This is a genomic window from Rhizobium sp. FKL33 (genome assembly GCF_005222915.1).
In the GTDB taxonomy this organism is placed as follows: Bacteria; Pseudomonadota; Alphaproteobacteria; order Rhizobiales; family Rhizobiaceae; genus Rhizobium_E.
Genome location: NZ_STFX01000024.1, coordinates 149,469 through 164,579, shown reverse-complemented (window position 1 = coordinate 164,579; position 15,111 = coordinate 149,469). Strand labels below are relative to the sequence as shown.

The window sequence follows — 15,111 nt, the reverse complement described above, 5'->3', positions numbered from 1 at the left end:
CGATCGATTCCATGTGACGGTTGATCGTGCCGATATAGCCGCCGATCGTCTTCAGCGCTTCGCCGGTGTCGCGCACCAGCTTGACGCCGCTTTCGACTTCCGAGGTCGAGTTCTGGATCAGGCCCTTGATCTCCTTGGCGGCCTGCGCCGAGCGTTGGGCGAGTTCACGCACTTCCTGGGCGACGACCGCAAAACCCTTGCCGGCTTCGCCTGCGCGTGCGGCTTCGACGCCGGCGTTCAGCGCCAGCAGGTTGGTCTGGAAGGCGATCTCGTCGATCACGCCGATGATGTTGGAGATCTGCTGGCTCGATTGTTCGATGCGCTGCATGGCCTCTTCGGCATGCGAGACGACGCCAGCCGATTGGGTCGCGCTCTGGTTGGCGGCCTGAGCGACATTGCGCGCCTCGTCGGTCAGCTTGCTGGAGCTCGACACATTCGCGGTGATCTCGTCGAGCGCTGCGGCTGTTTCTTCGAGCGAGGCCGCCTGCTGCTCGGTGCGCTTGGAAAGATCCGAGGCGCCAGAGGAAATTTCGCGGGTGCCCGAGTCCATGTTCTGCACCGCGACCGACACCGAGGCGATGGTCTGCGACAGCTGCTGGACGGTGACGTTGAAGTCCGCCCTCAGGCTTTCATATTCGGCGGCGAAAGCCGTGTCGATCCGGCAGGTGAGATCGCCGGAGGCGAGCTTCTTCAGGCTTTCGCCCAGCGTCGAGGTGGCAATGCGCAATTGTTCCGCTTCGCGGGCGATGCGCTGCTGTTCGGCTGCCCGCGCCTGCTCGGTCTGGCTGCGAGAGGCCGAGGCTTCTTCTTCGAGGCGGCGATTGTTGATCGCGTTCTGGCGGAAGACCTCGACGGCTGCCGCCATCGCGCCGATTTCGTCGGCGCGGCCGGCAAAGGGAATCTCGGCAGACGCATCCCCGCCGGCGAGATTGCTCATGGATCTGGTGATCCGCTGGATGGGGGTGGCGACGCCGAAGATGGCGAAATAGATGCCGCCTGCAGCCAGGCCGGTCGCCGCCAAGGCAATCACCAGGGTCCAGGTGAACGCAGACTGGGCGGCGGCGTCCGCCTCGTCGACCCGACGCTCGGCGCTTGAAATCACGAAGTCGACGAGTTCGGAGATCTTGTCGTTCATCTTGTCGGCGCGCGGCTTCAACTCGGTCTTGAACACCGGAAACGCCTGGGACTTCTTGTCGTTTTTGATCAGTTCGACAAAGCTCTCCGCAGCGACATAATAGTCTGCGACCAGCGGTTTGATGTCGTTGATCAGTGCTCGGCCTTTCTCGGTTCGGACGCCTGCCTCATAGGCCGCCATGGCTTTGTCGAGCGCGCCCTGCGCATCCTTGTAGTTTTTCTGTTCAGCGTCGAAATCGCTGCCATTGGCGACCATCGCGTGGCGAGCCAGCGTCAGGCGCACATTGGCGAAGGCTCCCTTCATCTCGCGGGCGGTGAGCAGCCGTTCGAACCAGTAATCGCCGATATCCTGCGCGGCCGCCCCGACGGAGGACACGCTGTTCAGCGAGAAAGCGGAAAGAGTTGCAATGGACGCCATGATCGCACACAACATGCCGATCATTGCAGCTTTGACAGATGGTCTTTTCATGCCTGGCCCCTGGTTCGATGGCCTCGCACGCCGACCATCTTGTTTAACGAAAGCAATTGTCTGGGTGATAGATTTAACCATGTTAAATTAATGAGCCCTTATCTAAGGGTGGGCTGACGCATAATTCTTGCCGAAACCTCATCAAAAGAACGCGTGAAAAACCGGCTGTAGAACTGATCATGATCAATTTCAGACTTCATCGCGGCGCAAACGCCGATCGCGGTCAGGGACTGGCCTATGCGCCTTGACCAACTCCTGATCGAACGCGGGCTGTTCGACAGCCGCTCTCGCGCCGCCGACGCCATCAAGCGCGGGGCGGTCGTCGTGGATGGCGCGGTCGCGACCAAGCCGGGCGCGCTTGTCGCCGATGAGGCGGCGATTGCCGTCGACGATCCCGCCCGCGCCTATGTCTCCCGCGCCGCCCTCAAGCTCAAGGCGGGGCTCGACGCGTTCGGCCTCACGCCCGAGGGCCTCGATTGCCTGGATATCGGCGCTTCGACCGGCGGCTTCACCCAGGTGCTGCTGGAGAAGGGCGCGCGTCATGTCGTCGGCGTCGATGTCGGCCATGGCCAGATGGACCCGCGCATTGCGACAGATCCCCGCGTCACCAATCTCGAAGGCGTGAACGCCCGCGCGCTCGAGGCGGGCCAGATCAATGGCCGCACGATCGGCGCCGTCGTCTCCGACGTCTCCTTCATTTCGCTCCGGCTGGCGCTGCCGCCGGCCCTCGAACTCGCCGCCTCCGGCGCCTGGTGCCTGCTGCTGGTCAAGCCGCAATTCGAGGTCGGCCGCGAAGGCGTGGGCAAGGGCGGCGTGGTGCGCGACAAGCGACTGGCCGAGAAAACAGCTTCCGATATGGCGGAATGGCTGAATTCCCTTGGCGGATGGGAAAGCCTCGGTGTAAGCCCCTCTCCAATTTCCGGCGGCGACGGAAATTCCGAATATCTCCTGGCCGGACGGAAACAATGAGCACAGAACAATTGACCATTCACGCGATCGGCGCCGAGGGCGACGGCATCGCCCGCGGCGCGGCGGGCCCCGTTTTCGTGCCCTTCACCCTGCCTGGCGAGGACGTCGCGGTGGCGCGGGTCAAGAACCAGGCCACGGCGCTGTCCTGGTCGAAGCTCTCGCCCGACCGCGTGACGCCGCCCTGCAAGCATTTCGGCCCGGAAGGCCTGGGCGGCGCCTGCGGCGGCTGTTCGTTGCAGCATTGGGCGGATGAGCCCTATCAGGCCTATAAGCGCGACCTCGTCGTTTCGGCTCTTCGCCAGCATCGCATCGAAACCGACGTCCTGCCGCTGATCGCCTGCGCGCCCGGCGAGCGCCGTCGCGTCACCATGTCCGGTCGGCCGACCGACAAGGGGCTGATGCTCGGCTTCATGCAGGCCGGCAGCCATCACATCGTGGCGGTCGAGGACTGTCCCATCGCCCATCCGGGCATCGTCGGCCGTCTGCCGGCCATCCGCCGCATCGCCGGCGCGTTGGCCTCCGGCGCCGATCCTTTCCGGGTGACGATCCAGCTGACGGCGTCCGGCCTCGATCTCGCCTTCGACGAGATGAAGAAGCCGGATCAGAAGAAGCGCCAGGCCGCCATCGATCTCTGTCTCAAGGAAAAGGGCATCGCCCGCATTTCGGTCGCTGACGAGATCCTGGTCGAGCCGCACAAGCCGGTCGTCATGTTCGACCAGATCCCGGTGGTGCTGCCGCCCGGAGGCTTCATGCAGGCGACCGAACGCGCCGAACAGGCGATGGCGGATCTCGTGCTCGCCCATGTCGGCAAGGCCAAACGCGTTGCAGACCTGTTTGCCGGTTGCGGCACCTTCTCGCTGCGCCTGGCCCGCAAGGCGCATGTGCATGCGGTGGAATTCGACGGTCCGGCGCTCGCCGCGCTGGATCACGCCGCCCGCAACACGCAGGGGCTGAAACCCGTCTCCATCGAGCGCCGCGATCTCTTCCGCCGGCCGATGCAGCCGATGGACCTCAAGCAGATCGACGCGCTCGTCTTCGATCCGCCGCGCGCCGGCGCTGAAGCGCAGTGCCGCGAACTCGGTCGCTCGAAAGTCGCCCGCATCGCCGCCGTGTCCTGCAATCCGACCACGCTCGCCCGCGATCTCGCCATTCTCGTCGAAGGCGGGTTCAAGCTGAAGAGCGTCACCCCCATCGACCAGTTCCTGTGGTCCTCGCATGTCGAGGCGGTGGCGCTGCTGGAGCGTTGACCGCCCAAACAGATACGCCCCTCGCTGTAGAGGCGAGGGGCGGCAGGCGTAGCCTAAGGGGGGAAGGTCCGGGCAAGGAACCGGACCAGTGGCTTACGCCTTGATGGGGATCGTCCTTACGTGGCGGCGGTTCAGACGATCCTGTTGGAAGGCCGCGCCCGCGCGCTCCAGCGCGGCGATCTGGTCGCGCAGCTTCAACTTCATGCGCTTCAACGCCGTGATCCTGATCGTATCGGGCTGTTTGGCTTTCATCTCGCCCTCGATTTTGCTCTGCAGGATTTCATGCCGGACGCGCAACGCTTTCAGTAGCGGGTTCATATCGGTCTCCTTGGTTACGAGTATGAATATGGGCTGCGTCGCTTGATTGCGCCAATTGATTGATTATATGAATTCGATAGAGAGGAGCTATCGAATGCCCTATCGCCCCACCCATCGCCAGCTGGAATATCTCGTCGCTCTGGGTGATGTCAGGCATTTCGGCGAAGCGGCCCGGCGCTGCCATGTCTCGCAGCCCACCCTTTCGGTGCAGGTGGCGCTGCTCGAGAAGCAGTTGGGCGTGACGCTGATCGATCGCTCCGCCTCGCAGATCGTCCCCACGCCGATCGGCGAAGACGTCATCGCCGCCGCCCGCACGCTGCTGCTCGGCCTCGACGAGATCGTTGCGCTGGCGTCATCGGGGCGAAAGAATCTCGGCGGTCTCATCCGTCTCGGCATCGCGCCCACGGTCGGGCCCTATCTGATACCCTATTTCCTGCCCTCGCTGCATGCCCGCTATCCGGCGCTGAAAGTGCATTTGCGAGAAGACCGGCCGACCGCGCTGGAAGACCGTATCCGCACTGGCGATATCGATTGCGCGCTGGGGCCGCGTCCCGCCGACGAGACGAGTTTCGCCTATGCGCCTGTTTGCACGGAGGAAATCATGCTCGGCCTGCCGAGCGGCCATCGCCTTGCCGGGCGCGAGGAGATCACGCTGGCCGAACTCTCCGGCGAAACCCTGCTGACGCTCGGCCGCGGCCACCGCCTGTTCGAAAATGTCCGCGGACTCGCCGACGCCTCCGGCGCGGTCTTCGCCGAAAATTACGAAGGCACCAGCCTCGACGCCATCCGCCAAATGGTGGGGATCGAAATGGGCATGTCGCTGTTTCCGGAACTCTATATCCGCTCGGAATTTCTGAAGGAGCAGAATGTCGCGCTCGCCCGCATCCGCGACTGGCCGATCTCCCGCGAGGTCGGCCTCTACTGGCGAGCCTCGAGCGCCCGCAAATCGCATTACGACGTGCTGGCGGAGATGGCGCGAGCGACGGCGCGGGATTTGTTGGGACGGGAGTGAGCCGTCCCTACACCCACGCAAGCGTGCCGTCGTCCGCGCGGCGCAGGATCTTGTCCTGCGGCACGTCCATCTTGGCGGCGGCGTCCTTGTCCAGCGTGCCCGAGAGCTTGAACAGGCAGCGGATCACGCCGCCATGGCAGACGGCGACGGTGGGGCGGCTGATGGCGCGAAACCAGGAGCCGACGCGCCAGGACAGGATCTCATAGCTTTCGGCATTGTCGCCCGGCGGGATGAAATCCCATTTCTGCCTTTTGCGCGCCTTTACCTTGTCCGGCGTGTCGACGGAGATTTCTGCCGAGGTCCGTCCTTCCCAATCGCCGAAGCAGATTTCCTTGAGACGGTCTTCGATGTCATAGGCGAGGGGATCGAGGCCGGCGGAGCGGCGGAGGATCTCCATCGTCTCTCGCGCCCGGCCGAGCGGGCTGGAGACGAAGTGGAAGCCGGTGAGGTCGGCCTCGAGGCGGGCGAGCGCCCTGCCGTTTTCGGCCGCCTGCTGGCGACCGAGATCGTTGAGCGGAATATCCTTCTGGCCCTGAAGCCTCCACTCGGCGTTCCAGGCCGTCTGGCCATGGCGGATGATGTAGAGGCTCACGGGGGCTCCCGAAAAAGGATCAGTCCTTGACGACGCTGATGTCGGGCGCGTCCACCGCCTTCATGCCGACGACATGATAGCCGGAATCGGCGTGGTGGGTTTCACCAGTGACCGAGCGCGACAGATCCGACAGCAGGTAAAGGCCGACATCGCCGACTTCCTCGATGGTGACGGTGCGGCGCAGCGGCGCGTTGTACTCGTTCCACTTGAGGATATAGCGGAAATCGCCAATGCCCGAGGCGGCGAGCGTCTTGATCGGGCCAGCGGAAATCGCGTTGACGCGGATGTTCTTCGGTCCGAGGTCGACGGCGAGATATTTCACCGATGCTTCGAGCGCGGCCTTTGCGACGCCCATCACGTTATAATTCGGCATCACCTTTTCGGCGCCGTAATAGGTCAGCGTCACCATGGCGCCGCCATCCGTCATCAGCTTTTCGGCGCGACGGGCCACGGAGGTGAAGGAATAGACCGAGATGCGCATGGTCTTGTCGAAATTGCCCGGCGTCGTGTCGACATAGCGACCGGTCAGCTCGTCCTTGTCGGAGAAGCCGATGGCGTGCACCAGGAAGTCGATCTTGCCCCAGATCTTTTCGATCTCGGCGAAGGCGGCGTCGATGCTGGCTTCGTCGGAGACGTCGCAATCACCGGCGACAATCGCGCCGATTTCGGCGGCGAGCGGTTCGACGCGTTTCTTCAACGCTTCACCCTGATAGGTCAGAGCAATCTCGCCGCCCTGCGCATGGATGGCCTTGGCGATGCCCCAGGCGATCGAACGGTTGTTGGCGACGCCCATGATGACGCCGCGCTTGCCCGCCATCAGTCCGGCAGAATTTACCATGAAGACCTCTCCACATAAGACGAATGTCGAAGGCCTATGGCACAGGGAGGAAAGCGGTTCAAGCTTCGCCTGCTTCATCAATTGTTTGCAAATGTAAGAATTGGCTATTTCGCGCCTTTGACGGGCCTGATCAGGCGGACGAAGCGTCGTAAATGCTGAATTCTTTTACAAAAACGTCACAAATACAGGCCGTTCTTCATCGATCGCATCAAATCGATCACTTTCTGGTCGGGATGGTCCCAAAGCAACACCCGCACCTCGGCGATCAGGTCGCCGCGCTCTGTCCTGTTTCTGGGCAGGCCCTTGCCGGCGATGCGCGCCTTGTATTGCGAGCCCGACCAGGGCGGAATCGTCACCTTGGTTTCGCCATCCGGCGTCGTTACTGTGGCCTCGCAGCCGAGGACGGCGTTTTCGATGTCGATGTCCACATAGGTGAGGAGGTCGTTTCCGTCCCAGCGAAACCACTTGTGCGGCTTGATCCGGAGCGTCGCCACCACGTCGCCTCGTTTCATGCCGGGCAGGCGATGGCCATAGCCTTCCACCCTGACCACACTGCCGTCGCGAGCGTCTTCCGGAAGCGGAATGCTGATCATCTTGCCATCCGGCAGCGTCACTGTCGGATTGAGGCGCTTGAGCAGGTCCTCGACGCTGACGGCCGCGTCGAGCACCAGGTCGGGCGCGCGTTCGGGGGCTGCGGCAGGGCGGATCAGACGCTTGAAGACGTAGGAAATGAGGTCGAGGGCCGGCGAGGCCTTGGTCTCGGGCGAATCCTGCTCCGGCTCGGAAAAAGGCTCCGGACGGGCGGCGGCGCGGGATGCGCCGGCGGCATCGGCGCGCGAGGCCGGTTCGGGGCGGGCGTCCGCTTTCTTGGCCGCACTGGCGGCCGCCTGCTCGGGAGGCTTCTTGCCGCCGAACATCTTGGCGAGAATGTCTTCCGCGCTTTCCTTGTTGTCGACGCCGAGTTCGGCCTGTTCCGCATCCAGGGCCGCAGCGGCCGCCGCCGCGCGGGCGCGGGCGGCTCGCGCTTCGGCCTCCATCCGCGCCCGTTCGGCGCGCTGCTCCATGAAGGTCTTTTCCTTGGCCGCGGTGGTTTGGCCGGTCGCGCGGGCGCGCGCCTGGTCGAAGCGGCGGCGCTTGTCGGGGTCGCGCAGAATGTCATAGGCCCGGCCGACTTCGCTGAAGCGGCTCGCAGCATTGGGGTCGTCGGGATTCTGGTCCGGATGCAGCGCCTTGGCGGCGGCGCGCCAGGCCGCCTTGATTTCGCTTTGGTCGGCATTGCGGCCGACGCCGAGAACCGAATAGGGATCACGCATGACTGTCCACCCTGACTAACGCTGCCGCCTCCGCCGCTCCCTTCGACGGGCGGTCAGCCGGCTTCCTTGAAACGCACCAATCGCCATTCTCCTTCGCCGACAAGGCAGGCCTGCCCAGCGAAATTGGATATGCCGCGATAGGAATGGCGCGTCGTCGTGAATGTCCGGCAGGCAAAGCCGCCATTCGTTTCTTCCGTGATCGAACTGATGACGCCGGCGCTGCCGGTGCTCGCATTCGCCCAGGGGATGGACGCCGTTCCCATTTTTGACAGGTCGGCCGAACTCACGGCGTTGCGGACGGTGTTTTCGTCCGACTCCTTTTCCGTCTGCGCTGGAGTCGGCGCGGGCACGGATCCGGTGGTGAGAGAGCGGTCGGCGCTGTCGAGGCCCGGCATCATGCCGCCGCCGAAGCATCCCGACAGGCAGACTGGCGCCAGAATCACTGCGACCGTCCGGAGGACGGCGACAATATGACCCTTTTGGGCGCCGGTTCGCTTTGATATGTGTCGCAACAGCTACGGCCCGATTAACTCAAACTGACGATAAGGCATTTGGCGGACTATGAGCGACAATGAGTTAAGAAGCGGTGACTTCACCGAGGAAAATGAGCCCTTTTCCCTGTTTGGCGCATGGTTGAAGGATGCCGAAGCCGCGGAAGTCAATGATCCCAACGCCTTGGCTCTGGCCACGGTCGATGAGGATGGCTTGCCGAATGTGCGCATGGTGCTCCTGAAGGGCTTCGACGCCGACGGTTTCGTGTTCTACACCAATTATGAGAGCGCGAAGGGTAGGGAGCTTCTGGGCCGGAAGAAGGCGGCGATGGTGTTTCACTGGAAGTCGTTGCGCCGGCAGATCCGCATTCGCGGGCCGGTCGAGCCAGTCTCCGACGCCGAGGCCGACGCCTATTTCGACAGCCGCCCGCGCGGCTCGCGCATCGGCGCCTGGGCCTCCAAGCAGTCGCGTCCGCTGGAAGGCCGTTTTGCTTTGGAAAAGGCGGTCGCCGAATACACCGCCAAATTCGGCATCGGCTCGATCCCGCGTCCCGATTACTGGTCCGGTTTCCGGCTGAAGCCGGTGTCGATCGAGTTCTGGCACGACCGCCCCTTCCGCCTGCATGACCGGGTGGAGTTCAAGCGCGCGGACGCCGGCTGGGAGAAGGTGCGGAAATATCCGTAAATTTCAGCCCATCATCCGGAACGGCAGCCCCGACGCCAGCGCCCGCACATATCGGGCCTTCTGGTAAAGCCCGTTGAGCGATACGCGGGGCAGGGCTTGCAGATCCGCGGTCCCGCCGGCTCTCAGCGTGCCCGGCCTGGTGGTGACGCCGATCAGTCCGTGTCGCTTCAGCCGCTCGGCTTCCCGGGCGGACACCGACCGCGCGTCGCCATAGGGATAGGCGAATGTGCGGCAGGGGCGACCGGTGATTTCGGCCACATACGCCGCCGAATTCGCCACTTCCGCTTCCGCCTCGGCGTCGTCGAGACGCGCCAGGCCGCGATGGCTGACTGTATGAGCCCCATAGCTGACGAGCGGATCGTCTGCGAGCGCCTGCAATTCCGCGCGTGTCATGACCAGATCCCGGCAAACGCCGAGCGCGTCGACGTCGTGGCGCGCTGCGAGCGCGTCGATGGCGGTTACTGCGGCGGCTTCGGCTTCGTCGCCGACGAAGTTAGACAGCCGTTCGAAAGCCACCATTTTCTGCGCCGTGGTCGCCGTCGGCAGGTTCTCGAGCCCGCCTCCGAAATCGAATTGGATATGGTCGGTCTTTTGCAGCAGCGCCGCGAGCGTCTCCCACCAGGCGCTATGGCTGCCCTCGCTCAACCCCTTGGAGACGAAGATCGTATAGGGGGCGCCATGCGCGGCGAAGACGGGGCTGGCGTGCACGGCGTTGTCGCGAAATCCGTCGTCGAGCGTGAAGCATGCGAAGCGCCTGCCCGTTGGCGGGGCCATCAACCTCTCGCCGGCCGCTTCCAGCGAGACGAAGTCATAGCCGAGCTCGCGCAAAGCCACCAGCACCGCGTCGAGAAAGCCGGGCGTCACGTCTAGATGCCGATTGGGCTGGAAGGGAAGCTGAGCAGCGGGTCGCACGTGATGTAGCGTGAAGATCAGGCCGTCGCCGGCCGCCTCCTTGCCCACGCCGAAGCGTGACAGAATGGCTGCGAGCTCCAGTCCCGCAGTGATGGCGGCCTGTCGGGCGACGGGCCTGAACCTTTTAACGATCCCGTCCGTCATGAGCGGTCCATAAAAAAGAGAGCGATTGCCCTAGCCTTATCGCTCAGCCGTTAATTGAAGATTGAAACTGTCACTGGACGATCTGAAGATCGTTGATCACGCGCTTGCCGTCGGTCTCGGTGTAGAAGACCACGACTTTCACGCCTTTTTTCAGACCGTCGAAATTGAATTCCTCCGGCGCGACATAAGTCTTGCCGTCGCCGAGCTTCAGCGTCAGCTCGTTTTCGTCGACGCTGTCGATCACAGCCTCCACATCGGCGCTTTCGGCCGAGCCCGGCTGCGGAAACAAAAAGAAGGCCGCTCCCATCAACATGGCGATCAGAATGCGCATGTTCGTCCCCACGAATATGGTCTTCAGCAAAACATACATCCCGTGTCTCCCGAGAATGTGGCGAAAATTTTCCTTGATTTGAATTTTCCTGGGAGAAAGGGTTAGCATGTAGGGCTGCGGATGCAAGCCGGCGCTTCTGGGTGCTTCTGCCGATTTACCGGTTCAAGGCGTCAAAAAGGCTTCAAATTTGCCGAATGAGGCTCTATGTGTGCCCCCGGCGCCGTTCAGGCGGGCGGCCGTCTCGATCGGAAAAGTCAGTTCATGTCGCACAACACTTTCGGCCATCTGTTTCGCGTCACCACCTGGGGGGAGAGCCACGGACCGGCGCTCGGCTGCGTCGTCGACGGCTGCCCGCCCGGCATCCGCTTCACGCTCGCCGAACTCCAGCACTGGATGGACAAGCGCAAACCCGGCCAGTCGAGCTTCGTCACCCAGCGCCGCGAGGAGGATCTGGTCAAGGTTCTCTCGGGCGTGATGCCCGAGGCTGACGGCGAGACCTATGTGACCACCGGCACGCCGATTTCGCTGCTGATCGAGAACACCGACCAGCGCTCCAAGGATTACGGCGAAATCGCCCGGCAATATCGTCCCGGCCATGCCGATTACGCCTATGACGTCAAATACGGCATCCGCGACTATCGCGGCGGCGGCCGCTCTTCAGCCCGTGAAACCGCCGCCCGCGTCGCCGCAGGCGGCCTCGCCCGCAAAGTGGTTCCGGGCGTCACCGTTCGCGGCGCGCTGGTGCAGATCGGCGTCCATAAGATCGACCGCGCCAATTGGGATTGGGCCGAAGTCGATCGCAACCCTTTCTTCTGCCCCGACCCCGCCATGGTCCCGGTCTGGGAAGACTATCTCTCCGACATTCGCAAGAAGGGCTCCTCCATCGGGGCCGTGATCGAGGTCGTCGCGGAAAATGTGCCGGCCGGCATCGGCGCGCCGATCTATGGCAAGCTCGATCAGGACATCGCCTCGCTGCTGATGTCGATCAACGCCGTCAAGGGCGTGGAAATCGGCAACGGTTTCGCTGCGGCCGAAATCACCGGCGAGGAAAACGCCGACGAGATGCGCATCGGGCCGGATGGCAAGCCGGTCTTCCTGTCCAACAACGCCGGCGGGGTGCTGGGCGGCATCTCCACCGGCGAGCCGATTGTGGCGCGTTTCGCCGTCAAGCCGACCTCCTCGATCCTCACCGAGCGCGCCTCCATCGACGCCGAAGGACGCGAGGTCAATGTCCGCACCAAGGGTCGTCACGATCCCTGCGTCGGAATCAGGGCGGTGCCTGTCGGCGAGGCGATGCTGGCTTGCGCGATTGCCGATCATTATCTGCGGGACAGGGGCCAGACGGGCCGTTTGAAATAGGGAGTATCCAATGGCCTATGACCAGAAGCGCGTCGTCGACGCGATCCGCGCCTTCGAAAAGGGAGAAATCGTCGTCGTCACCGATGACGACGACCGCGAGAATGAAGGCGACCTGATCGTCGCCGCCGTCCACTGCACTCCTGAGAAGATGGCCTTCATCGTGCGGCATACCTCGGGCATCGTCTGCACGCCGATGCCGCGCGAGGAAGCCAAGCGCCTGAACCTCAACGCGATGGTGGCGGAAAACGACAGCGCCCACACCACGGCCTTCACCGTTTCCGTCGATTTCAAACATGGCACGACGACAGGCATTTCGGCCGATGACCGCACGCTGACGGTGCGCAATCTCGCCAATCCCAACGCCTCCGCCTTCGATTTCGTCCGTCCCGGCCATATCTTTCCGCTGGTGGCGCGCGAGGGCGGCGTGCTTATGCGCTCCGGCCACACCGAAGCCGCCGTCGACCTCTGCAAGCTCGCTAGCCTGCCGCCGATCGGCGTGATCTGCGAACTCGTCAATGACGACGGCACGGTCATGCGCGGCCCGCAGGTGGCGTCGTTTGCCGAACAGAATGGCCTGAAGCAGGTCTCCGTTGCTGATCTCATCGCCTATCGGCAACGCAAGGAAACGCTGGTCGAACGCGTGGCGAGCTTCGACGTGGAGACGGAATTCGGCATCGCCAAGGCGCACACCTTCACGCTGCCCTGGGATCCGATGCAGCATCTCGCCATCGTCTTCGGCGACATCCGCGACGGCGAGGACGTGCTGGTGCGCCTGCACACCGAAAATGTCGCCGGCGACGTGTTCAGCGCCGCGCGCCCCGTGCGCAAGTTCATGGAGAAGATCGCGATCGCCAAACGCGGGGTGATCGTCTACCTGCGCGAAGGGTCGGTCGGCGTCGGCGCCTCCGAACACAATCGCAAACTCGGCCATGGCCGGGAAGGCCATGAACAAGCCCAGGCCCGCGACAGCGAATGGCTGGAAATCGGTTTGGGCGCGCAGATCCTCAAGGATCTCGGCATCAGCTCGATCCAGTTGATGGCGTCGCGCGAGCGCCATTATGTCGGGCTTGAGGGCTTCGGCATCAAGATCGCGCGGACGGAGCTCACCTGATGTTTGTGCTGCATGTCGGTCCGCACAAGACCGCGACGACCTGGCTGCAGCACAATTTCCATGCCAACGCCCGCGCTCTCGAAGACGCGGGCTGGTTCTATCCCCAGACGGGTGAGCGCGTGCGCGTGGCCCATCACGACCTATCCGACAATGCTGACGAGATTCTCGACGACGCGTCGGCCAAGGTCGCAGAAATCCGCCGCATTGCCGAACGTGCGCGCTCACAGGGATTGAATCTGCTGCTGTCTTCGGAAGGGTTTCGCAACTGGAAACCCGCCCATATCGCCCGGCTGCGCGATCTCGTGGGTCAGGAGATGCGCATCGTCTATTGCCTGCGCGATCCCGCGTCGTTGCTGTATTCCTTCTGGGCGCAGCAGATCAAGACCGGCCAGAAGCGGTCGTTTCCCGCCTTTCGAAAACAGCATTTCAAGGCGGGCAAGAAGTCGCGCATTCTCAATCCCATGATCGAGGTTCGGCAACTCGCCAGGATTACGGGCTCCAGCCTGACCTTGCTCGTCTATGACGAGATTCGACGCCGCAATCTCGATATATTCGATGTCTTTGTGGCGGATATCCTGGGACTCGCGCCGCTGCCGCATGTTGAAGAAGGCTCGACCAGCAATGAGCGGCTGCCCCTGGAGCTTGCCGAATTCATGCGGTTGATGCTGATCCGGGCTGGAGACTGGAGATCCTTTTCCGACGTCAATATCGGCCGTATGTTTCATCATTTCCTTGATGAGGGCGTGCGCCGCGACATCATCGCCAAGGTCTCCGCCGTGCCGGATGCGCGCGCGAGTATCGACGTCCGCCGGGGGCATCCGGTCATCCGGCGCGCCGAACGGCAATTGCTTGCCGGACACCGCATGCGCATGGTCCCGCAGCCGGAAAGCGAAAAGCTGTTTCTCGACGGCGTGCAGGACTGCGCCTTCTATCGGCAGAACCGTCTTTTGGCCGATCCGGCCGTGACTACCCTGCTCGACGACATGAGCCATGTCTTTCGGCCGCGAGGCCCACGCGTGCTTTTGGCCAACTCCGCACGCAGCCTGCTGATCGGCTGGCGGCGTCTCGTCAAGCGTGTCCGGGGCTGACCTATGCTGATCATCCATGTCGGACCGCGAAAGACCGCTTCGACCTATCTTCAGGCCAATTTCTATCGCAACCGCGGCAAGCTCTGGAAACAAGGTTGGCTCTATCCGGTTCTGTCGCTGAAGGTTCGCAACGCCCATCACGAGATTGGCTCCGCGCTGGACGAAATTCGCTCCGGCATAGGCCCGATGGCGGACGCCATTCGCAAGGCCGGACGCCGAGCCGCCGCGCACAAGGCAAACATCCTCATCTCGACGGAAAGCTTTCATCGTTGGCTGCCGGCGGATTTTTTGGCGCTTGGCGCGCTGTTCGGTCAGGAAGAAATCCGCATCGCCTATGTCCTGCGGGATCCCGTGTCGCGGATGTGTTCGCTTTGGAGCGAAACGGTCAAGGGCGGCAAGACGCACTCTCTCGTCGCTTATTCGGAGCGACAACTGGCGGCGCCTTTGGCGTCGGCGGCGCTGAACTGTCTTGTCGAACTCGGTCCGGTGCTCGCCGAACCGCGCCTCACGGTCACGGTTCTGGATTTCGAACAAATCCGGAAGAACAAGGGCGATATCTTCGTCGCCTTTTGTTCTGATATTTTGAAGGTCGATGGCGTGGAGCCTGCGACCGGCACCGTGCGCAATGAGCGCCATCCGCTAGAAATTTATGATTACCTGCGCATTCTCACGAAAGCGGGCGGCGCTGAGGTGGGCAAGCGCGATATCCTTTACTGGCGACGCTTCCTGCGATCTCATGACGAGAACGATCTGGCCCTAATCGTGGACACGGTCGCGCGTATCGGCGCTGACAGCCGCAGTCTCTTGCGTTTCGAAAGGAAGGCCCCCTGGTTCGCCGCCCTCGACGAACACGCGCGACAGGCGCTTGAGGGTGTGATTGCTCCTCCCTCGCCGCGCCAAGCGCTTTTTGATGGTCCTGACATCGAGGCGTTCAGCTACGATGTCGCCTGTTTCGAAAGTCTTCCTGAAATCCGGGCGCGGTCGATGCCTCGAAGCAGAAACTTGCGCGCCAGCCGTTCCGCTGGGGCCGGAGCCGCATTGCTGCGATCTTGCGCGCCTTCGCGCGGCGCATCAGCGTCTGATTGAAACAGGGGGAGG

General features: G+C 63.1%; 16 protein-coding genes. 8 read left to right on the top strand and 8 right to left on the bottom strand.

What is annotated here, in order from left to right; genetic code table 11:
• A partial coding sequence (locus E8Q41_RS16030) for a methyl-accepting chemotaxis protein (protein ID WP_246660212.1) occupies window positions 1-1,603 on the bottom strand: 1,603 nt, incomplete at its 3' end.
• A 237-nt stretch (window positions 1,604-1,840) separates the two neighbouring features.
• On the opposite strand from E8Q41_RS16030, the gene E8Q41_RS16025 reads away from it, so the two are divergent.
• Both E8Q41_RS16025 and E8Q41_RS16020 read left to right on the top strand, forming a co-directional pair.
• Window positions 1,841-2,572, top strand: a complete 732-nt coding sequence (locus tag E8Q41_RS16025; RefSeq protein WP_137156557.1) for a TlyA family RNA methyltransferase — start codon at window positions 1,841-1,843, stop codon at window positions 2,570-2,572.
• A complete protein-coding gene (locus E8Q41_RS16020; RefSeq protein ID WP_137156556.1) occupies window positions 2,569-3,819 on the top strand; it encodes a class I SAM-dependent RNA methyltransferase in 1,251 nt (416 codons plus the stop codon). The genes E8Q41_RS16025 and E8Q41_RS16020 overlap by 4 nt, the downstream gene beginning before the upstream one ends.
• Window positions 3,820-3,912: 93 nt before the next feature.
• On the opposite strand, the gene E8Q41_RS16015 is transcribed toward E8Q41_RS16020, so the two are convergent.
• On the bottom strand, window positions 3,913-4,137 hold the full coding sequence (locus E8Q41_RS16015; RefSeq protein ID WP_137156555.1) for a YdcH family protein: 225 nt from the start codon (window positions 4,135-4,137) through the stop codon (window positions 3,913-3,915).
• A gap of 94 nt (window positions 4,138-4,231) precedes the next feature.
• On the opposite strand from E8Q41_RS16015, the gene E8Q41_RS16010 reads away from it, so the two are divergent.
• Window positions 4,232-5,149, top strand: a complete 918-nt coding sequence (locus E8Q41_RS16010; protein WP_137156554.1) for a hydrogen peroxide-inducible genes activator — start codon at window positions 4,232-4,234, stop codon at window positions 5,147-5,149.
• Window positions 5,150-5,156: 7 nt separating this feature from the next.
• Here E8Q41_RS16010 and E8Q41_RS16005 read toward each other — a convergent pair whose 3' ends face one another.
• The 4 genes from E8Q41_RS16005 to E8Q41_RS15990 form a co-directional block, all read right to left on the bottom strand.
• The gene (locus tag E8Q41_RS16005) at window positions 5,157-5,741 is read right to left on the bottom strand and encodes a histidine phosphatase family protein (protein ID WP_137156553.1); all 585 of its coding nucleotides are present in this window, start codon (window positions 5,739-5,741) and stop codon (window positions 5,157-5,159) included.
• Window positions 5,742-5,760: 19 nt separating this feature from the next.
• Window positions 5,761-6,579, bottom strand: coding sequence for an enoyl-ACP reductase FabI (fabI, locus tag E8Q41_RS16000; protein WP_137156552.1), 819 nt, complete (start codon window positions 6,577-6,579; stop codon window positions 5,761-5,763).
• Between the two features lie 176 nt (window positions 6,580-6,755).
• The gene (locus E8Q41_RS15995; protein WP_137156551.1) at window positions 6,756-7,892 is read right to left on the bottom strand and encodes a DnaJ C-terminal domain-containing protein; all 1,137 of its coding nucleotides are present in this window, start codon (window positions 7,890-7,892) and stop codon (window positions 6,756-6,758) included.
• Window positions 7,893-7,945: 53 nt separating this feature from the next.
• Complete coding sequence (locus E8Q41_RS15990) at window positions 7,946-8,335, bottom strand: RT0821/Lpp0805 family surface protein (protein ID WP_246660211.1); 390 nt, start codon at window positions 8,333-8,335, stop codon at window positions 7,946-7,948.
• Between the two features lie 118 nt (window positions 8,336-8,453).
• Between E8Q41_RS15990 and pdxH the strand changes: the two genes are divergently transcribed.
• Complete coding sequence (gene pdxH, locus E8Q41_RS15985) at window positions 8,454-9,068, top strand: pyridoxamine 5'-phosphate oxidase (protein ID WP_137156550.1); 615 nt, start codon at window positions 8,454-8,456, stop codon at window positions 9,066-9,068.
• A gap of 3 nt (window positions 9,069-9,071) precedes the next feature.
• Here pdxH and E8Q41_RS15980 read toward each other — a convergent pair whose 3' ends face one another.
• Window positions 9,072-10,124 (bottom strand): polysaccharide deacetylase family protein, encoded by a 1,053-nt coding sequence (locus E8Q41_RS15980; RefSeq protein ID WP_137156549.1) that lies wholly within the window; start codon window positions 10,122-10,124, stop codon window positions 9,072-9,074.
• A gap of 70 nt (window positions 10,125-10,194) precedes the next feature.
• Window positions 10,195-10,455 (bottom strand): DUF1344 domain-containing protein, encoded by a 261-nt coding sequence (locus tag E8Q41_RS15975; RefSeq protein ID WP_137156548.1) that lies wholly within the window; start codon window positions 10,453-10,455, stop codon window positions 10,195-10,197.
• Window positions 10,456-10,716: 261 nt separating this feature from the next.
• Here E8Q41_RS15975 and aroC point away from each other — a divergent pair, with 261 nt between their 5' ends.
• From aroC to E8Q41_RS15955, 4 genes are all read left to right on the top strand, one after another.
• Window positions 10,717-11,814: a chorismate synthase gene (gene aroC, locus E8Q41_RS15970; protein WP_137156547.1), complete on the top strand. Its 1,098-nt coding sequence runs from the start codon at window positions 10,717-10,719 to the stop codon at window positions 11,812-11,814.
• Window positions 11,815-11,824: 10 nt separating this feature from the next.
• Window positions 11,825-12,925, top strand: coding sequence for a 3,4-dihydroxy-2-butanone-4-phosphate synthase (gene ribB / locus E8Q41_RS15965; RefSeq protein WP_137156546.1), 1,101 nt, complete (start codon window positions 11,825-11,827; stop codon window positions 12,923-12,925).
• Window positions 12,925-14,013 carry a hypothetical protein gene (locus E8Q41_RS15960; protein ID WP_137156545.1) on the top strand — a complete coding sequence of 363 codons (1,089 nt, stop codon included), beginning with the start codon at window positions 12,925-12,927 and terminating at the stop codon, window positions 14,011-14,013. The genes ribB and E8Q41_RS15960 overlap by 1 nt, the downstream gene beginning before the upstream one ends.
• A gap of 186 nt (window positions 14,014-14,199) precedes the next feature.
• Window positions 14,200-15,099 (top strand): hypothetical protein, encoded by a 900-nt coding sequence (locus tag E8Q41_RS15955; protein ID WP_205910394.1) that lies wholly within the window; start codon window positions 14,200-14,202, stop codon window positions 15,097-15,099.
• Window positions 15,100-15,111 lie beyond the last annotated feature (12 nt).